This window comes from Streptosporangium sp. NPDC006013 (assembly GCF_040614275.1).
Taxonomy (GTDB): Bacteria; Actinomycetota; Actinomycetes; order Streptosporangiales; family Streptosporangiaceae; genus Streptosporangium.
This window is the reverse complement of sequence record NZ_JBEXUE010000013.1, coordinates 34,490-52,379: the sequence shown is the minus strand read 5'-3', so window position 1 is coordinate 52,379 and position 17,890 is coordinate 34,490. Positions and strand designations below refer to the sequence as shown.

The window sequence follows — 17,890 nt, the reverse complement described above, 5'->3', positions numbered from 1 at the left end:
TGGCGAGCTCGGCGTCCAGATCGTCCCTGGTGAGCGGGTTCAGCATGGTGGGGCCGGAGAGCAGGAACGACTGGGCCGTCAGCAGCACGCCCCGGCCCAACACCTGCTCGCGGGTCAGGGAGAACAGGTCGGCGAAGTCGGTGATCAGCCCGGCATCCAGCATCTGCTCGATACGGCTCGTGGCCAGCCCTTCGATGTCGAGCTGGTCGTGGCCGGCAGCGTAGGTGATGGAGGCGATGGCCCGGCAGGCACGACCGCGTACGCACCGCCACCGCTCCTGGGAGGCGTCGATCGCGTCACCGCAGGACGGGCAGACCTGCGGGGTCGCGATCGGCCGCTCGTCGCCGGTGCGCAGGTACACGACCGGGGCCTCGACGCGGGGGATCACGTCGCCGGCCGCATCCCCGACGACGGCGGCTGGCGCATCGGCCGAGCCGCCTGCCCCGACCGCCGCCGCATCGCTTTAGACCGTGCTCCCCCCAAAGGCCATGCAGGTCGACCAAGACCCAGCAGCCGGTGGCGGTGACCGACAGGGGGTGCGGTCCGCTGCGGTGGGAATCGACGCTGCGGTTGATGTCCAAAACCAAGATGGCCATGCCGTGGCGGCGAGCATCGGCCAGCAGCAGCCGCCTGGGGTGAGAACATTCTCCGAACAAGGAAACAGCGGGAAGAACGCAGCGGGTAAGGATCAGCGATCACCGGGTGTCGCCTTCACCGCAGCACCGGTGATGCGCCCGGTACCCAGCGCGGCAAAGCCACAACAGATCGATGAGCGCATCACCGGTTCCGCTGAGCACCGGGTCTGCGGGGCGGCCGATTGACACTATGGGATACCCATGACGACCACGGTCCTGCACCCCCGCATGAGCACACCGCCCTCTGGGAGCCTTGAATGTCCGGCACGCCTTCTCGCCGTCGCAAAGATGTCCTCGCACTTGCCGCTGGCGACTACCTGAAGGTCATCGCCGATCAATACTCCGCCTCCCACGTCGAGCCGCAGGCCTTCCACGCTCGGGTGGAGCGCTGTGAGGTCCTTCCCCGCCAGTCAATCGTGCATTCCAGGGCATCTCAGCAGCACGGGCCGGTGGCCGTCTTCTGTTCAGGTATGCCCGGACCGCTGCTGGTGCGCCTGGGAGATCATCAGGTCTTCACCGGGGTGGATCCGGCCCGCGAACGCCACGAACTCACCCACCCCTGGTGGCCGCGGCAGGCCGCGCCGTTCTTCGCCCACGCCCTCACCAGGAGAGCGGACCTGTCGCCGCCCGCAGCCCGCGAGGTGGAGCCGTCCAGCGGTGCCCGGTCGCGTGCGCGGCGGCCGGCGACCACCTTGACGCTGCCCGGCCCCGCGCTGCAGCCAGGCGACTACCTCGAAGTCATCGCCGACCGATACCCGGCCGGCGACCGCAGCCCGGATGAGGGATTCGCCCGCCTGGAATGGCTCGCGGTCTTAGACCAGCAGCACGTGCACCACCTCATCGCCGACCCTGCCTGGCGAAACGGGCCGCTGCTGCTGGTCAGGACCCGCGGCAGCGGCGGCATCCTGCTCCTGCGCGCCGATGAGCCGGTGCGGGTGCTGGCGTACGTCAATCCCGAGCGCGACGCCTTCGAAGGCAGCCTGGACGCCGGTGGTGACGGGCCGCCGTTCGATCCGCGCGTGCCGCCTGCGCGCCCCTTCACCGCCGCTGAGGTCCAGGCCGCGCGGGCGTTGCGCCAGGCGGCGCGCGAGCACACCGTCGTTCCTGCGGACGAGCACGACCTCTACCCCCAGCACTACGCCGACCCCGTCGAACGGCGTCGGCTGCTGCAGGGGGTCAACGGTGTGCGGCTGGTGCCGCTGTCATCCCTGCCCTGGCCGCACAACTCCTTTAAATGCGCCCACGCCGAGCGGGGGGAGCGTATCGAGCGCGACTACCCCGACGAGCAGGACGCCGACGGTGCTCTGCATGCCGTGCACGCCGAGTTGTTCACCCGGCTTGGCCCGAACGATTTCGCCACTTGCCCCTACCATCGGGCCAACTGGCAGCTCATCGGCGCCCTCGCGCAGCGCGCCGTTACCCATCAAGGCGATGACTGGCGCCCGTTTCTCACCGCGGCCGAGCGTGACCAGCTCACCGCGCGCGATGCCCTCTGGCTCGACAGCCTATTTCTCGACTGTATCGCCTGGGACGACGGCGACTCTGCCATCACCAACGGCCAGCACCGCACCTGCGCTCTGCGCGCCGCGGGCGTGCCGCTCTGCCCGGTCGAAGGCCGCTACGTCCCCGGCGATCCCTATCCTGAGCCGCGTCCGGCGTGCGAGCACGCCCGCCAGACGATCACCCGCTTCTGGATCGCAGCCACCTTTACCCAGGTACCCAGCCGCCTCCTGGCCGCCGTGGTCAGCCGCGCTCTGACCCGGTGGGCTCGTCTTCGCCCCCTCATCGTCCGCCCTCGTCGACCGTGACGGCCTTTGTGCCTGGGCTGCTGAGGGATGACCGGATTCGGCCATCGTGGTGACCGCTCTGTTGCGCCCGGCGAGCAGGTGAGAGTGTGAAGAACATCCCGTCGATCTTGATGCGGGCCGGCGAGGTTTCTCATCCGTCGGTCGCGGCGAAGGGAGGACAGCACACTGAGCGAGAACGACTCACCGTGGCCCGGCTCGGGCAAACTGATCCTGGGCATGATCCATCTCCAGCCGCTGCCGGGCACCCCCTTCCACCGTGATGGCAGTTTCGAGCAGATCCTGGCCACCGCCGTGGGCTCGGCGCGAGCCCTGCACGCGGGCGGTGCCGACGGTTCTCTGATCCAGACGGTCGACCGGGTCTACCCCATGGGCGAGGAATGCGATCCGGCGCGGATCGCCGCCATCAGCCTCATCACCGCCGCCATCACCCAGGCCACCGGGCCGTCTTTCCAGGTGGGCGTGCAGTTGATGCGTAACGCGGTGCAGGCCTCGCTGGCCGTTGCCAAGGTCAGCGGCGGCAGTTTCGTGCGGGCGGGCGCGATCGTGGGGGCGACCCTGACCACGCACGGCATGGTCGAAGCCGACCCGCTGGCGGTGATGGCCTACCGCAAGAAGATCGACGCCTGGAACGTGAAGATCATCGCCGAGGTGGAGTCGATGCACTACACCTGGTTCGGCGGCGGCAAAACCGTCGCCCAAGCGGCTCGCCAGGTCGGCGCTGACGCGGTGTCGCTGTGCCACCCCGACGAGGACACCGCGCTGGAGATGATCGCGGCGGTGCGCGTCGCCGCCCCCGGCCTGCCGGTCATCTTGGCCGGCCACACCCACCACGGCAACGCCGCCCGGCTGCTGGCGGCCGCGCCGGGTGGCCGTCACGCAGCGGACAAGCGCCGGTTTCCGCTCCGAGGTTCCTCAACCCCCAAGTCGGACTGCTCCGGTCTGGCCTCTTGAGCGGCGGCCTCGACGGAGCCCTCCGACTTGAGGTTCAGCTTCGACTTGATGTCGTTGAACCTGTTCTTGACGTGCGGCGTGGCCTTCGTGGCAACGATGCCCACCACGATGCCCACCAAGACGCACACGGCTGCGCCCGCCTTGATCGCTTTGTCAGCCGGGAAGAGCACGGCTTGTGCGACGAGCGTGTTGTCATCATCCCGCACGAGAGGGTTGCTCCCCCCAGGAGTGCTCGACCGCGAGAGATGCGTTCCGGACGGACGTACAACCCACATCAATTCCCAGACCGTCCCGAGCAGGTCATCAGAAGCCATGGGGCAACTGTAGAGACCATCACCGACGCCGCGAACGGTACGGGGCCGTGGGGCTGAGTGGTGTTCGTCTAACGTTCGTTAGACGAACGCGCCGGACACGGCTACGGAAGGTCGTCTGCGTCTGGGATCCACCGCGCCCGGATCTGTCGGGCGGCGTCCAGCGCGGCCCGTCCTGCCACCTGGCCGGACTCGTCATCGGTGGTGACCAGCGCGACGTAGATCGCAGCTTCGACGGTCCTCCACTCCTCCTGGAGTTGCCGCCGGGTTATCCCGTGGTACCGCTCCAGCTCTTGGTGGATCCGGCGGGTCTGGCGCAGCAGATCCTCATAGGTCGCTGCGGACGAGTCCGGTGTCTCCTTCATGGCTCCCACGTTGCCACCCTCTGTTCCGCCACGCTGGTCAGATCTCGTCATCGTCCTCGGCGGCATTCGGGTCGCGCAGGTCGCGGATGGCGCCGGGCGCGAGGTCGGGCATGGCGAAGGTGTAGGTGCCGTGGACGCTGAGATGGGAGTGGACGACTGTCCCTTTCTCCCGTACTTGGTCTGCCCCCCGGATAGACCTGTCAGTGTCGGGCCTTGATGCTGGCAGGAGTCGTTGATCAAGTGGTCTGTACTCAAGAGCACTGGTCGTTGGGGGCGTAGCGGTTCCAGGTTCCGCCAGCGTCAGCGGCGACTCGTGTGGTGGTGACGTGGTGATAGCCGAGGGACTTGGCGATGACGGGTGCCGGGGCCTGGAGAACGAGTTGGCGGAGAGCCGCTGGTCGGGCGGTGCTGGTGAGGAATCCTGCGAGGCGTAGGTGCTCGCGGATGGTGCCGGGGCTGGCGGGTTGACCTGCGCGGCGGCTGGGGAACAGCCGGCGGGCGCCGGGGTTCGTCGTGGTGTTGAGGTGCGGCCGTTCATCAGCCAGGCGGAGCAGGAGGCTGGCGAAGGGCTCGGGGATCGGAGTCGGCGGGTTGTCGAGCCGTAGGTGTAGTTCGCTGTCCTGGTTGGTGAGGTCGTCAAGGGTTAGGCGAACGATCCGGGTGATCGGCCGTCCCCTGGAACTGAAGCGGCTCAGTGAACCTGACGCGTCGGCTCAGGCGATCTGATACGGCTCGGTCAACGTGATGCGAGAAGCGTCCATGGCGATGAAGGGAAGCCGTATGCCGATCTCTCCTTACCTGCGGTGGCTGCGGAATCACGTCGGCCGCGATCTGGTGCTGATGCCCGGGGTGACTGGAATCGTCACCGATCAGGAGGGCCGCATTCTGCTGGTCGAAGACATCAGCACGGGCTGGTGGGCCTTGCCCGGAGGGGCGATCGATCCTGATGAGCGGCCGGCCGACGCCATCGTCCGGGAAATGCGGGAGGAACTCGGTGTCGAGGTCGAACCGACAGCCGTCCTGGGCGTGTTCGGAGGGCCGGAGCTGACGGTCGAGTACGGCAACGGTGACCGCGTCCAGTACGTGACCACGGTTTTCGCCTGCCAGGTCATCAGCGGTGAGCTGACGGCCGATGGGGAGGAGTTGGCCCAATTTCGCTTCACCACTCCCGATGAGCAGGCCGAGATGCTCGTGGCACCCTGGGTCCAGCATGCCCTGACCATGATCGATACCAGCGCACCCGGGGCGTGGTTCGATCCACCCGCCTCTTCCGCAGGCGTCATCTTCCCTGAGCCGGGACTGTCGTATCCGGCTCAGGAAAGATGACGCCTCCCAGGTGGGAGCCATGATCAGATACCACTTTCACTGATTCGGGACAGTAGGCCAGCTACACAGAGTGACTTGTCACCTGGCCGCAGCGTCGGGAGCACTGGGTCTTGTTTCCCCAGATAACGGCCGAACTGAAGGTTCTTCAGGGGGAACCCAGGGGTCTCCAGCTTCGATTGGTGTCTCGACCCCCTGGGTTCGCTGGAACCCGTGGTCGGCTACGGGCGGGCGATGATGGCGTACCGCTCGTCGTGGATTGGGCGGCCCCACAGGTCGGGGTCGGTGAGCGACTCGGTGTGCAGGTCGGCGACGAGTGGCCGCAAGGCCTGGAGGAGACGCTCGGCGGTCACCCCGCCGAGCCAGGGCAGTGCTTCGGAGTCGGCGGCATAGGACTGATCGTCTGCGGGGCTGTCCCAGTTCCCTTCGATGAGCACCAGCCCCCCCGGGCGCAGCAGGCTCACCCAGCGGCGCAGGGCTCCCTGGGGTGCGGGAAGAGTCCGCAGCAGGTGCCGGACGAGGATCACGTCGAAGGAGCGCCCCGCCCGTGCCGGGGGATCACTCGCGTCGCCCATCAGCACCGCGGCGTCGAAGCCGGCCGCGGTGAACTTGCGGCGGGCTTGCTCGACCATGCGCGGCGACAGGTCCACCCCGACCGGCCGGTGTCCCCGCTGGGCGACGGGTACGCCAGGCAGCGTGCCGAACGCCCACGCCCGGCCCCCGGTCTCCTCGCCAACGACAAAGTCGGCGACATGGCAACATTGGTCACCGGCGTGGCCGGCCACGGTGTCACCGAGGCCGGCTCGTCTCATGGCAACAGCGCCGCCGTCAGGCCGCCGACTGCTGTCACACCCCGTCCCTGTCCTCAAGCTTGGTCGTCACCTTGTTCGCGGGCGACGCCTTGATGGAGACCCTGCCGCCCCAGCCGGTGAAGCGGGTCTCGACGCTGATCGTATTGCCTTCCCACCCGGTGCTGTCGTAGATGCCGGTGGCCGGGAAGGACGTGGTCAGGCGCTGCGGCAGGCGGTTTCTGTCCACGGTGAGTTTGAACGTCACCACGGTCTTGTCGCTCGAGGAGCGGCAGGGTGGCGCGGAACCAGGGCGAGACCTTGGCGAGCCTGCCGAAGGTGGTGGTACCGCTGTAGGGGGTCCCCGTAGTACTCGCCGAAAATCGGGCGGATATGGCTGGGTAGGCTTCTGAGCTGGGAATCTGTGGGTCTGGCGGGAGGTCGTTCTTGGCGACGCAGGTGTTCGCGGACGAGGAGCTGGAGCGCTTGCGGGGGTTCCCGGAGATTGGCAGGGACGAGCTAGCGAGGTTCTTCACCCTGACTCCGGCGGATGTCGCGTTCGTCGATCCCGGTCGGGGCCGTGGTCCGGCGGACCGGCTCGGCTTGGCCGTGGCGTTATGCACGTTGCCGTGGCTGGGGTTCGTGCCGGACAAGGTGCTTTCGGCCCCGCCGGTGGCGGTGGCCAGGCTGGCCGAGCAGCTCGGCGTCGACCAGGCGGGGCTGCGCTCGTACGGGCGGCGGGCGAAGACACGGACCGAGCATTTGCGGCTGGTGGCGAAGTATCTGGGGTGGCGGCTGCCGACCACGCTGGAGCTCAAGGAACTAGACGAGTTCCTGCTCGCCAGGGCGATGGAACACGACTCGCCGACCCTGCTGTTCCGGCTCGGGTGCGAGTACCTGATCTCGGCACGCGTGATCCGTCCGGGACTGGTGACCGTGGTCGAGCGGGTCGCCCACGCCCGCGCCGAGGCGCATCGGGAGACGTTCGACCGGCTGGCGCACGAGTTCACCGAGGCACGGTGCGCCGCGCTGGACGGGCTGCTGATCACCGATCCGGAGATCCGCATGACCCGTCTGCGGTGCGGTGGAGGCGTCCCCGGCCGCGGTGAAGGCCGAGGTCGCCAAGCTGGAGTTCCTGCGCTCGTTGGGCGCGGACGGTCTGGACCTGTCGGCGCTGCCTGCCGAGCGGCGCAGGTTCCTGGCCACGGTCGGTCGGCGGTTGACCGCGCAGGCGCTGGAACGCCGCGATCCGCAGCGCCGGTACCCGATCCTGCTGACGATGCTGGCGCAGTCGGCGACCGACGTGCTCGACGAGGTTGTGCAGCTGTTCGACCAGGCGATCTCCGCGCGGGAGAGCAAGGCCGAACGCAAGATGCGCGACGCGCTGGCCGAACGGGGCAAAGCCGGAGAAGACCGGCAGGCGCTGCTGGATGATCTGCTGGTCATCATCACCGACCCGCAGATCAGCGACGAGCAGATCGGCGGCCTGATCCGAGGTGAACGGATCGGCTGGCCTCGCCTGCGGTCGGCGGTGACGCAGGCCGCTCCACGGTTGCCGCGCGATCACGGGCACCTCGCCGCGCTGGACGGGTCGTATGGGTATCTGCGGCAGTTCACCCCGCAGGCACTTGCGGCGGTGCGGTTTGCCGGTGGCACCGCCTCGGCCGGGTCGCTGGAGGCGTTGGAGATCCTGCGCGAGCTCAACGCCACCGGCGCTCGCCGGGTCCCAGCCGATGCGCCGGACGGGTTCGTGCCCGCGCGGTGGCGCGGCTACCTCGAGACCGCGGCGAAGTCTGGCAACACCAGCGCCTACCGGCACTACTGGGAGCTGTGCACCCTGCTGGCGCTGCGCGATGGGCTGCGCAGCGGGGACGTGTTCGTGCCGGGCTCGCGTCGTTACTCCGACCCGGCCGCCTACCTGCTCACACCGGACAAGTGGGTCGACCAGCGCGCGGAGTTCTGCCAGCTGGTCGGCAAACCCGCCGACCCCGACCGCGCGCTGGCTGCGGCCGCCGACGAGCTGGGTGAGGCGCTCGGCGAGCTGGAGGGAGTCCTCGCTGCTGGGGATGGCCTGGTGCGTCTGGACGACGGCGGTGATCTGGTGATCTCGCCGCTGACCGCCGAGGACGTCCCGGCCGAGGCGACTGCGTTGGAGGCGGAGCTGACCGAGATGCTGCCGTTTGCGCCAATCGTGTCGCTGCTGATCGAGCTGGACAAACGCACCGGCTACCTGGATTGCTTTAACCACGCCGGCGGCAAGCAGGCCCGCAGCCCCGAGCTGAAGCGGAACTTGATCGCGGTGCTGCTGGCCCACTCCACCAATCTCGGGCTGACGCGGATGGCCGACGCGTGCGGGATCTCCTACGACGTGCTCGCGTGGACGTCGGAGTGGTACGTACGGGAGGAAACGCTGCGCGCGGCGAACCTGGCCATCATCGACTACCACCAGCGCCTGCCACTCACCCCGATCTTCGGCACCGGCACCCTGTCCTCATCGGATGGACAGCGGTTCCCCACGCGCGGAAAGTCAGTTACCGCAAGGGCTTTGAGCCGGTACTTCGCGTCCGAGGGGCTCTCGACGTACACACACGTGACCGACCAGCACACCACCTACGGCACGAAAGTCATCGTCGCGACCAAGCGCGAGGCCCACTACGTCCTCGACGAGATTCTCGGGAACGCGACCGACATTCCCGTCACCGAGCACGCGACGGACACCCACGGGGTCACGCTGGTCAACTTCGGCTTGTTCGACCTGCTCGGCTTGCAGCTCTCCCCGCGGATCCGGGATCTGGGCAAGATCACGCTCTACCGGGCCGGATCGCGTGCGCAGGTCGAGGCCGACTTCCCGCGCACCGGGCCGCTGCTGACCCGCAAGCTCAACACTGACCTGATCGCCGAGCACTCCGAGCGCGGCACCTCGAAGCTCAGACCGAGCAGGCGTGGTGCCTGACGCTGGCCACCAACGCCGTGGTCGCCTGGACCACCGAGTACTACGGCCTCGCGGTCGAGTCGATGCGCAGGGCGGGACGCCGCATCGACGATGAGGTCCTGGCCCACATCTCCCCGGCGCATAGCGAGAACATCAACTTCTTCGGCGCGATCGAGGTCGACATCGAAGGTGAACTCGCCCAGCTCGGTCCCACCGGCTATCGGCCGCTGCGCGTCCGCGACACGCTGTTCTGACGGGCTTCCCTCACGGGCGCACTCGGCGTCGGGGGCATTGCCCCCTCAGGGGCCCTTCAGTAGTAGGCGCCGAAAAAACAACGCTTAGCTGCGTCGGCGCTGGGAGAGGTAGGTACTCGCGGATCTTGCCGGGTACGTGCGGCCGCTGGTTGCCGAGCGAGATGCCCAGCGTCGGGAACTGGTTGGCGATCTCCAGCGCGGTGAGGGGGCCTGGCTGGCGCTATAGCTGTGTGATCAGGCGTTCGGGGACCCAGATCGCTCACACTCCTGCTCGCGCAGCGAGCGCGTCGAGCGCTACCGCAACGCCTCTGCGAAAGTAGACAGCCTCTGTTGCAGGTGGCCGTGGAAGGCCTTCCCGTCCGGGCAGACGGCAGCAGCGGTCGGGGAGAGCTGGCCATGGGTGCGCCGCTGCCCGTACGAGGGTGAAGTCGAGATCCGGTGGGTAGTGCTCGAGCCCAGCCGAGTACGCCGTGCCGAGTCCGGAACGCGAGGACTACCTGCGGACGCAGATCGCGCACCGATTAGGTTTCCGCGCCGCGCCCGTCTGTACCTGTGAGATCGACTCACGAGAGGCTGGCACGATGCGGAAACTGATCTTCGGCATGAACGTGACCCTGGACGGCTACATCGCCGCGCCCGGCGACGACCTCGGCTGGAGCGTACCGAGCGACGAGCGGTTCCAGTGGTGGTCCGACCGGGTGGGGGCGACCGGCCTGGCGCTGTACGGGCGCAAACTGTGGGAGACGATGAGCTCCCACTGGCCGACCGCCGACCAGCAGCCTGGCGCCACGCCGGCGGAGATCGAGTTCGCCCGCCGCTGGCGGGACATGCCGAAGGTGGTGTTCTCCTCGACGACCAGCACGGTCGACTGGAACACCCGCCTGGTCACCGGCGACGCGGTCGCCGAGATCACCCGGCTCAAGGCCGAGGACGGCGGCTTCATGGACATCTGCGGTGCCACGCTCGCCGGGGCGGCCATGCGGGCCGGGCTGATCGACGAGTACGTGCTGGTCACCCACCCGGTCCTGGTGGGCGGCGGCACGCCGTTCTTCGCGGCCCTGGACAGCTGGGTGAACCTGAACCTGGTGGAGACGCGGACGTTTCCCGGCGGCGTGGTGCTGACCCGATACGAGACGAGGCGATGAGCACGGGCCAGATGCTCGCCTCGTGAGGCCAGGTCGAAATCCTTCCTGGCGTGCTCACCGTGACCCTCGGCTATGAGGGAACCTTCCCCGGGCCCTTCCTTGCGTTCCGAGTGAGCTGTTGACCGACTTACTGGAGATGAGGGCGACGGCGTCGTTGATCGTGACGATGTTCTTCGGGTATGAAGATGCCCCGCCGGCAACGCCGGCGGGGCGGTGGTGTTCGCGTTGCCGCGTTGGTGTTCAGCTGGTCGGGGTGCTCATTCCGCGGTGACTTCGGTGACGGCGGCCCGTGCGCTGGACTCGTCGACGATGGGGACTCGTCTGATCACAGTGTCGGGGGCAGGCCCAGCCATGGTTTGTCGGTGGCGTCGAATCCGGTGAGCTCGGCGATCTTCCCGTCGACGATGTGCAGGACCGCGATGGTGAACAAACGGTATTCCGGGTCGTCGGGGGTGCGGAGGTACAGCGCGGCGGCAGGCATGCGGTTGACCGTCGTGGTGATACAGCGCCAGTCGTCGTGGCCGCGTTGGAAGAGCCCGCCGGAGACCCAGCCGTCCACCGCGTCCTTGGCCGTGATGACCGAGGTTCCCGGCTCGGGCAGCATCGCGAAGCGCAGGTCGTCGCGCAGCAGGGCCATCAGCCCGTCCAGGTCGTTGCGCTCATGGGCGTCGATATACGACTTCACCACGCCCCGCTCGTCATTCGACAGCTCGTGGGTGGCGGGGCTCCGCCAGTCGAGGCGGCGGTCGGGCAGCTGCTCGCGCATCGTCACACGGGCCCGCTGCAGTGCGCTGGTCACCGATGCGACGGTCAGCTCGAGGGCGTCGGCGGCCTTCGACGCCAAGCGGGCTGCCGTCGCCTCCGCCCTGGCCTACTTCCACGACCAAGGCTGGATCGGCGACCCGGCCGCGGTACTGCACGGCCTGGACCGAGAGCACCAGCCCAGGCCGGACGACACCCGCGTCCGCAGTCGCGAGCGGATCGACCGGCTCATCGCCGACAAACGCCGCCCGCTGGAAGACCGGACGCTGTGGGCGATGCTCTACTCCACCGCCGCCCGCGCCGAGGAAGTCCTGCGCCTGAACGTCGAAGACCTCGACCGCGCCAACCGCCGCGCACGCACCATCCGCAAAGGCGGCAAAGCCGACGAGCTGCTCTACGACATCCGCACCGCCCGAATGCTCGGCCAGCTCCTCGGCCGCCGCACCCGCGGGCCGATCTTCCTGTCCGCGCGCATCGTCCCTGACGACGGCACCGCGCCCGTACGTGACGTCGACCCGGCCAGCCGCCGCCGACGCATGACCTACCGCACCGCCGAACGCCACCTCGGCGCCGCCACCGACGGCTGGAATCTGCACGACCTGCGCCACTCCCGACTCACCCACGCCGGCGAGGACGGCGCCACCGAAGCCGACCTGATGAACCTCTCCGGCCACGAAGACCGCCGCACCCTCCAGCGCTACCTCAAGCCCAGCAAAGAAGGCACCCAGCGCCGACTCGACGGCATCGAGGCCCAGCGCGGTACCTGGACACCCAGCGCCGACGAACTCGCAGACCGCATGACCACCCGGTGATCGTGCCGCCTGCCCGGTCGGATCATCGCTGGTCAGCGCCATATCCGCCCGATTTTCGGCGAGTACTACGGGGACCCCGGTTTGGCACCCGCTCCGCATGTCTGAGCTCAAGCGCAGAGAAATTACCGGTAATCGGTAGTCGGGCCCTTGACCGGTTACCGGTAATCGGTAGATGATGCCGCCATGGATTCAAGACGGAGGTTGCGATGTCGCTGACCGAGTTCGCGGATCGGCCGGTCCGGTTGACCGATGCCGTCCACCGCAAGCTGCGCAGAGCGATATTGAGCGGGGATCCCGCCCCGGGCGAGCAGTTGTCGGTGCCGCGCCTGGCCCAGCGCCTGGGGGTCTCGCGGGGCTCGGTCCGCGAGGCCGTGCTGCAGCTGGTGGCTGATGGGCTGGCCGAGGAACGCCCACGGCGGGGAGTCGTCGTGGCGACGCTGGGAGTGGCCGAGGCCCGCTACATCCATCAGATCCGGGAGGTGCTGGAAGGCCAGGCCGCGCGGTCGTGCGCAGAGGCGCGGGTTCCGGGGCTGGTGGCTGATCTTGAAGCCGCGCTGGTGGATCAGCGGCAGGCCATCGCGTTGAATGACGGGGTCGGCTACGCCGACACTGACGGGCGGTTTCACGCGCTGCTCGCCGAACGGTGCGGCAATCCCATGCTCGCTGCCCTGATCGAGCGGCTGCACACCCAGATGCAGCTGACGCTGGCCCGGGTGGCCGAAGCTCCGGAACATCGCCGCTGTGGACACGAGGAGTTGGAACGCGTGCTCGATGCCATCCGGTCAGGCGACCCGGATGCGGCCGAGGCGGCGATGCGCGCGCATATCCGCCGTACGCGTGCCGCGCTTGATGAGCCTGGTTCCCCCCGCGATGGCAGGGGTGACGAGATGGGAGCAGAGGCATGAGCGGGGCGATCGTTCCCGTGCCGGAGATGGCGGCCGAACCGCTGATCACGATCAGCGACGTGCGTGCCGCCGCGGGCAGGATCTCCGGCGTTGCGCACCGAACCCCCGTCCTGACCTCACGTACTCTCGACCAGCTAACCAACGCCGCGGTCTTGCTGAAGGGTGAGAACCTCCAGCGAGCCGGCGCCTTCAAGTTCCGCGGTGCCTACAACAAGATCGCCACGCTGTCCGACGATGAGCTTGCCCGCGGGGTATGCACCTGGTCCTCAGGTAACCACGCACAGGCCGTCGCTCTGGCATCCGCGCTCGTCGGTACCAAGGCGACCGTACTCATGCCAGAAGACGCCCCCTCCGCCAAGCGCGCCGCGACAGAGGGCTACGGCGCCACGGTCGTGACCTACGACCGCTATCGCCAGGACCGTGAGGTGCTGGCCCGCGAGCTCGCCGAGGAGCGAGGACTCGTCCCGGTTCCAGCGTTCGACGATCCGATGGTGATGGCAGGGCAGGGGACCGCAGCGCTGGAGTTGATCGAGGACGCCGGCGCGATCGACACGCTCGTCGTGCCGGTCAGCGGCGGTGGCTTGATGGCCGGGTGCGGCACCGCTGCGCGAGCGCTGCTTCCCAATGTGGAACTGATCGGCGTGGAGCCCGCCGCGGGTGATGACACCGCACGGTCCCTGGCCGCAGGCGAACGCGTGCGTATCGATGTCCCGCACACCATCGCAGACGGGCAGCAGGTCGAGATCCCCGGCGCACTGACCTTCGAGGTCAACCGACGCCAAGTCGATGAGATTCTGCTGGTCTCCGACGAGGCACTGATCGCCACCATGGCGTTCCTGTTCGAACGATTGAAGATCGTCGTTGAGCCCTCCGGAGCCAGTGCCCTGGCAGCCGTACTGACCGATCCGGACCGGTTCGCGGGCCGGCGCGTCGGCGTGGTTCTGTCCGGCGGCAACGTCGACATGGACCGATTCACCTCGCTGATCGGCGCGACCGCATGAGACCGGCCACAAGCAACACGCCGCACTACGAGGCGGTGCTGTTCGACCTGCTCACCGCCCTGCTCGATTCGTGGTCCCTGTGGAACGAGGCTGCCGGAGACGCCGATACCGGCCAGCGTTGGCGCAGAGAGTACCTCCGCCTGACCTACGCCGCCGGCGGCTATCGCCCATACGAAGCTCTCGTCGTCGAAGCGGGTCGCGCTCACGGGATCGGCGCAGGTGCGATCGAGGCGCTGATCGCCCGGTGGGACGGGCTCGCGCCGTGGCCGGAGGCGCCGGGCGTGGTCGCCGAGGTGGCACGTGCCGTGAAGGTCGGTGTGGTCACTAACTGCTCCGACGACCTGGGCCATCGTGCTGTCATGCGGGTGGGTGTCCCGTTCGACGTCATCGTCACTGCCGAGGCTGCAGGGGCCTACAAGCCCCGCCCCGAGCCGTACCGGCTGGCTCTGGACACCCTGGGGATACCCGCCGAGCGCGTGCTCTTCGTGGCCGGCTCCCGGTACGACATCCCTGGCGCGGGCGGGGTTGGCATGCCTGTGTGGTGGCACAACCGCATCCACATGGACCGCGGTGACCTGCCCGCCCCGCTCGCCGAACACGATTCCCTGACCCCGCTGCTCGGCGACTTGATCTCGGGCCCAACCCCGTCCCGCGTGACCAGAGAGGACTCCGCCGCATCATGACCGAACTCACCTATGCCCAAGCCCCGCATCCCTATACGCCCGCCGTCGCCGCTGGTGACCTGGTCTTCGTGTCCGGTCGGCTCGGCGTCGACGACGGTGTCTTCGTCGAAGGAGGAGTCGAGGCCGAGACGACCCAGGCGCTGAGCAACGCAGCCAAAGAGCTCGCCGCGTTCGGCCTGGATCTGAGCCACGTCGTGAAGGCCACCGTCTTCCTCGCCGACATCGACGACCTGCAGGCGGCCAACCGCGCCTACATGGCTGCCTTCGCCGAACCCCGCCCCGCGCGCTCCTGCGTGGCGGTCGCCGCCCTGCCGTTCGGCGGACGCGTCGAGATTGAGGTCATCGCCTCACCCAGCCGTCAGAACTGAGCCGGTCCGGGCCTGCCTCGCTTGTTCCGGGCGGGCCCGGATCTTCCACCGTCAACACCATCACCGCAGGACCGCCGGTAGTGCCGGCGGATACTCCGCAACACCGCACGACCTTCGCTCGGGGGCCCGCACGACGCGTGACCTTTCTCCCATCTCCTGGAGCGGATCATGTTCGATAACCATTCAGTTCCTTCTTCTCCCTCCTCCGAGCCCTCCGCAGGCATCGCGCGCAGACTCCTCACCCAGTTCTGGTTCTGGATCCTGGTGGCGATCACCGCCGGGATCATCGTGGGCTTCACGGTGCCCGGCACCGCCAAAGAGCTGAAGTGGCTGGCCGACTCCTTCATCCAGCTGGTCAAGATGGTGGCCGCACCGGTCATCTTCTGCACGGTGGTCGTCGGTATCGCCTCGATGGGAAACCTCAGGAAGGTCGGCAGGCTCGCCGGCGAGCATCGCCACCTCTTCCCGGCGCAGGCCGGTGGTGCGGCGGCGGGGACCATCGGCGATGCCGACCTCGGCCGGACGGATCGCCTCGCGGCGGCGGCGCAGGAAGTCGGCGAGCTGGTCACGTGCCGCTGGTCGGCGCTCGCACCCGCGCGCGGCTGACCGAGGCGCTGCCCGCGACAAAGCCGAACCTCACCGCGGACGACCTCGCCGAGATCGAGAAAGCGGTGCCGCCGGGCTCAGCACGCGGCGACCGATACCCGTTCGTGTTCATGTCCGGCCTCGGGTGTGGGGAATTGAGTCCGGCTCTCCAGCGGGTTCCGCTCCGGCGCGGGCGCCGTCGGTAACTCTCAAAACAGTCGGAAGCCACCTTCGCCCAAATCGACGCCCACCTGCCTCGGACCGGCAGGTGCCCCATCAATGCTCAGTGACCGTTGGCGGCCAGTTACCTCCCCGCTAACTTGCCGTCAGTGGGGAATCGCACCTGGCCGCCATCAACCGACGCGAGCGGCGGGCCTATGCGTTCTCGGCGGGCTGGAGGCGGATGCCCTCGATCGCGATGTCCAGCAGCCGACCCGCCTGCGCGTCGTCATCGTGGTGCTCGGTGGCCAGGGAGATGGCGTTGATGAGCGCGAGAAGGTCCTCGGCGAGAACGCCGGGACGCGCGGCGGCCGCTTGTTGTGCTCGTTGCAGGAGTTCGCGCGCCGCATTGGTGATCATTGCCTGGCAGCCTTCGTTCTGATCCAGCAGGTCGGCATCCCGGCCGTCGTGAAGCAGCGCGGCGGCCAAGCCGCGGCTGCTGGCCGCGTAGGCGTTGAGGTCACCCAGCCATGCCAAGAGCGCGGGGCCCGGCTCGCTCTCCTTGGCGCGTTGCGCCGCCTTGGCGCACAGCTCCTCGACGCGGTCGTGGAAGACGGCTTCGAGAAGGGTCCGGCGGGAGGGGAAGAGTCGGTGCAGTGTCGCCGATCCCGTTTCGGCTCGACGGGCGATCTCCTTCAGGGAGGCGCCGGCGCCGTGACATGCGAAGACCTCCCGGGCTGCGCCGAGGATGCGGTCGTAGTTGCGCTGGGCGTCCGCGCGCAGGGGCCGTCGTTCGGTGGTGTGGACCATGGCGACCTCCGGGCTTTGACAACTGGGCTGGCGCTCCGGTTAGGGTAGCCGAACCATAACTGGGCCACCAGCCCACTTATGTTCGAAACGACTGGGAGAGATCATGCGCGCCGTCCAATACACCCGTTTCGGCCCTCCCGAGGTGCTCCGTGTCAACGACCTGCCCACGCCTCAGCCGGGGCCGGGAGAGGTGCTCGTCGAGGTCCGCGCCGCGAGCGTGGACGCCGGGGAACTGGCCTTCCGCGCGGGCAAGCTGCGCCGCATCAGCCGGACCCGCTCCCCGCGCGGCGTGGGAGGCGACTTCGCCGGCCGCGTCGCAGCCCTGGGCTCCGGAGTTCACGCCTGGAGTGTGGGAGAGAAAGTATGGGGGCTGATGCCGCACTTCGCTTTCGGCGCCATCGCCGATTACGTCGCCGTTCCCGAACAGAGGCTCGCCCGAGCGCCGAAGAACCTGAGCCTGCTGGAGTCCGCCGCCCTGCCGGTGTCGGGCACCACCGCCATGACCGCCCTGACGGACAAGGCTGGCCTCAACAGCGGTGAACGGCTCTTGGTCCGCGGCGCCACAGGGGGCGTCGGCAGCATCGCCGTGCAACTGGGCAAAGCGCTCGGGGCCCACGTCACCGCGCTCGCCAGCGCCCGCAATCTCGACTGGATCACCGAACTCGGCGCCGACGTGGCCCTGGACTACCGCACGACCCGGCCGCAGGATCTCGGCCACTTCGATGTGATCCTCGACGTCGTGGGCACCGACCTTGGGGCCTATTGGGCCCGGCTCACCCGGCGTGGCCGCATGGTCGCGCTCGCCTTCGATCAGGATCGCATCCTGACCTCCATGGCCACCACAGGACTACGGGCCGCCCTCTCACCCCGGCGGATGAAGCTCTTCAGCAACAACCCCTCTCCCACGCGGATCGCCGAGCTCACCGCCTCCGCCGAGGCGGGAAGCATCCGCCCCGCGATCGATACCGTCTACCCGATCACCGGCATCGCAGAGGCTCACCGACGACTCGAGGCCGGCGGCGTGCGCGGCAAACTCGTCATCGACATGCAGCGTTAACGAGGAGCCGCGGCCTTGGCGAGGAAGGCCAGCAGGATCGGGAACCTGCGGTCCTTGCGCCGCTCCAGCCCCTGGTCGGTGGAGCGGCGGGCCACCTGGGCCAGGAACCGGCGCCGCTCGTTGGGCAGCATGGAACAGCATGGAAAGGTCCATCTGGCGGGCGTCCACGCTGGCGAGCCGGCCGCCGGGCCGCAGCACGGCGCAAGGCCTCGGCCAGCACGGCGGGCTTGTCGGTG

The 17,890-nt window shown here is 68.5% G+C and carries 20 protein-coding genes and 4 pseudogenes; 15 read left to right on the top strand and 9 right to left on the bottom strand.

What is annotated here, in order from left to right:
* Positions 1-388, bottom strand: a pseudogene (locus ABZ260_RS04080) (hypothetical protein); the annotation flags it as partial.
* Between the two features lie 163 nt (positions 389-551).
* Here ABZ260_RS04080 and ABZ260_RS04075 point away from each other — a divergent pair.
* The 3 genes from ABZ260_RS04075 to ABZ260_RS04065 all read left to right on the top strand — a co-directional run bounded on the left by ABZ260_RS04075 (position 552) and on the right by ABZ260_RS04065 (position 3,394).
* Entirely contained in the window at positions 552-821 is a 270-nt protein-coding gene (locus tag ABZ260_RS04075; RefSeq protein WP_355612689.1) for a hypothetical protein, read from the top strand.
* A gap of 284 nt (positions 822-1,105) precedes the next feature.
* The gene (locus tag ABZ260_RS04070; protein WP_355612686.1) at positions 1,106-2,443 is read left to right on the top strand and encodes a hypothetical protein; all 1,338 of its coding nucleotides are present in this window, start codon (positions 1,106-1,108) and stop codon (positions 2,441-2,443) included.
* Between the two features lie 132 nt (positions 2,444-2,575).
* The gene (locus tag ABZ260_RS04065) at positions 2,576-3,394 is read left to right on the top strand and encodes a BtpA/SgcQ family protein (protein WP_355612703.1); all 819 of its coding nucleotides are present in this window, start codon (positions 2,576-2,578) and stop codon (positions 3,392-3,394) included.
* Here the strand turns inward: ABZ260_RS04065 and ABZ260_RS04060 are convergent.
* Positions 3,316-3,708, bottom strand: a complete 393-nt coding sequence (locus ABZ260_RS04060) for a hypothetical protein (RefSeq protein ID WP_355612683.1) — start codon at positions 3,706-3,708, stop codon at positions 3,316-3,318. The two genes, ABZ260_RS04065 and ABZ260_RS04060, sit on opposite strands and share 79 nt — an antisense overlap.
* A 101-nt stretch (positions 3,709-3,809) precedes the next feature.
* Complete coding sequence (locus ABZ260_RS04055) at positions 3,810-4,070, bottom strand: hypothetical protein (RefSeq protein WP_355612680.1); 261 nt, start codon at positions 4,068-4,070, stop codon at positions 3,810-3,812.
* Positions 4,071-4,829: 759 nt separating this feature from the next.
* Between ABZ260_RS04055 and ABZ260_RS04050 the strand changes: the two genes are divergently transcribed.
* Entirely contained in the window at positions 4,830-5,396 is a 567-nt protein-coding gene (locus ABZ260_RS04050; RefSeq protein WP_355612677.1) for an NUDIX domain-containing protein, read from the top strand.
* Between the two features lie 218 nt (positions 5,397-5,614).
* Here the strand turns inward: ABZ260_RS04050 and ABZ260_RS04045 are convergent, their stop codons facing one another.
* Together ABZ260_RS04045 and ABZ260_RS04040 are read right to left on the bottom strand one after the other, a co-directional pair.
* Positions 5,615-6,205 (bottom strand): class I SAM-dependent methyltransferase, encoded by a 591-nt coding sequence (locus tag ABZ260_RS04045; RefSeq protein WP_355612674.1) that lies wholly within the window; start codon positions 6,203-6,205, stop codon positions 5,615-5,617.
* Between the two features lie 34 nt (positions 6,206-6,239).
* A complete protein-coding gene (locus ABZ260_RS04040) occupies positions 6,240-6,449 on the bottom strand; it encodes a hypothetical protein (RefSeq protein ID WP_355612671.1) in 210 nt (69 codons plus the stop codon).
* Between the two features lie 191 nt (positions 6,450-6,640).
* Between ABZ260_RS04040 and ABZ260_RS04035 the strand changes: the two are divergent.
* From ABZ260_RS04035 to ABZ260_RS04020, 4 genes and pseudogenes are all read left to right on the top strand, one after another.
* Positions 6,641-7,129, top strand: a pseudogene (locus ABZ260_RS04035) (DUF4158 domain-containing protein); the annotation flags it as partial.
* Positions 7,130-7,265: 136 nt separating this feature from the next.
* A complete protein-coding gene (locus ABZ260_RS04030) occupies positions 7,266-9,134 on the top strand; it encodes a Tn3 family transposase (RefSeq protein WP_355612668.1) in 1,869 nt (622 codons plus the stop codon).
* Positions 9,131-9,367, top strand: coding sequence for a Tn3 family transposase (locus tag ABZ260_RS04025; RefSeq protein WP_355612695.1), 237 nt, complete (start codon positions 9,131-9,133; stop codon positions 9,365-9,367). Before ABZ260_RS04030 ends, ABZ260_RS04025 begins: the two co-directional genes overlap by 4 nt.
* Positions 9,368-9,948: 581 nt before the next feature.
* Positions 9,949-10,512: a dihydrofolate reductase family protein gene (locus tag ABZ260_RS04020; RefSeq protein ID WP_355612665.1), complete on the top strand. Its 564-nt coding sequence runs from the start codon at positions 9,949-9,951 to the stop codon at positions 10,510-10,512.
* A gap of 325 nt (positions 10,513-10,837) precedes the next feature.
* Here the strand turns inward: ABZ260_RS04020 and ABZ260_RS04015 are convergent, their stop codons facing one another.
* The gene (locus ABZ260_RS04015) at positions 10,838-11,278 is read right to left on the bottom strand and encodes a hypothetical protein (RefSeq protein WP_355612662.1); all 441 of its coding nucleotides are present in this window, start codon (positions 11,276-11,278) and stop codon (positions 10,838-10,840) included.
* On the opposite strand from ABZ260_RS04015, the gene ABZ260_RS04010 reads away from it, so the two are divergent.
* The 6 genes and pseudogenes from ABZ260_RS04010 to ABZ260_RS03985 form a co-directional block, all read left to right on the top strand.
* Complete coding sequence (locus ABZ260_RS04010) at positions 11,229-12,086, top strand: site-specific integrase (protein ID WP_355612659.1); 858 nt, start codon at positions 11,229-11,231, stop codon at positions 12,084-12,086. The two genes, ABZ260_RS04015 and ABZ260_RS04010, sit on opposite strands and share 50 nt — an antisense overlap.
* A 206-nt stretch (positions 12,087-12,292) precedes the next feature.
* Positions 12,293-12,991: a GntR family transcriptional regulator gene (locus ABZ260_RS04005; protein ID WP_355612656.1), complete on the top strand. Its 699-nt coding sequence runs from the start codon at positions 12,293-12,295 to the stop codon at positions 12,989-12,991.
* Between the two features lie 26 nt (positions 12,992-13,017).
* Complete coding sequence (locus ABZ260_RS04000; protein WP_355612653.1) at positions 13,018-13,992, top strand: pyridoxal-phosphate dependent enzyme; 975 nt, start codon at positions 13,018-13,020, stop codon at positions 13,990-13,992.
* 35 nt (positions 13,993-14,027) lie between these two features.
* Positions 14,028-14,675, top strand: a complete 648-nt coding sequence (locus ABZ260_RS03995) for an HAD-IA family hydrolase (protein ID WP_355612651.1) — start codon at positions 14,028-14,030, stop codon at positions 14,673-14,675.
* Positions 14,672-15,043 carry a Rid family hydrolase gene (locus ABZ260_RS03990; RefSeq protein ID WP_355612648.1) on the top strand — a complete coding sequence of 124 codons (372 nt, stop codon included), beginning with the start codon at positions 14,672-14,674 and terminating at the stop codon, positions 15,041-15,043. The genes ABZ260_RS03995 and ABZ260_RS03990 overlap by 4 nt, the downstream gene beginning before the upstream one ends.
* A gap of 168 nt (positions 15,044-15,211) precedes the next feature.
* Positions 15,212-15,448, top strand: a pseudogene (locus ABZ260_RS03985) (cation:dicarboxylase symporter family transporter); the annotation flags it as partial.
* 36 nt (positions 15,449-15,484) lie between these two features.
* Here the strand turns inward: ABZ260_RS03985 and ABZ260_RS03980 are convergent.
* Positions 15,485-15,592: pseudogene (locus tag ABZ260_RS03980) on the bottom strand (transcriptional regulator); the annotation flags it as partial.
* Between the two features lie 411 nt (positions 15,593-16,003).
* Positions 16,004-16,597: a helix-turn-helix domain-containing protein gene (locus ABZ260_RS03975; protein ID WP_355612645.1), complete on the bottom strand. Its 594-nt coding sequence runs from the start codon at positions 16,595-16,597 to the stop codon at positions 16,004-16,006.
* A 103-nt stretch (positions 16,598-16,700) separates the two neighbouring features.
* On the opposite strand from ABZ260_RS03975, the gene ABZ260_RS03970 reads away from it, so the two are divergent.
* A complete protein-coding gene (locus tag ABZ260_RS03970) occupies positions 16,701-17,654 on the top strand; it encodes an NAD(P)-dependent alcohol dehydrogenase (RefSeq protein WP_355612642.1) in 954 nt (317 codons plus the stop codon).
* Here the strand turns inward: ABZ260_RS03970 and ABZ260_RS03965 are convergent.
* Positions 17,651-17,785 (bottom strand): hypothetical protein, encoded by a 135-nt coding sequence (locus tag ABZ260_RS03965; RefSeq protein WP_355612710.1) that lies wholly within the window; start codon positions 17,783-17,785, stop codon positions 17,651-17,653. The genes ABZ260_RS03970 and ABZ260_RS03965 overlap by 4 nt on opposite strands.
* Positions 17,786-17,890: the final 105 nt, after the last annotated feature.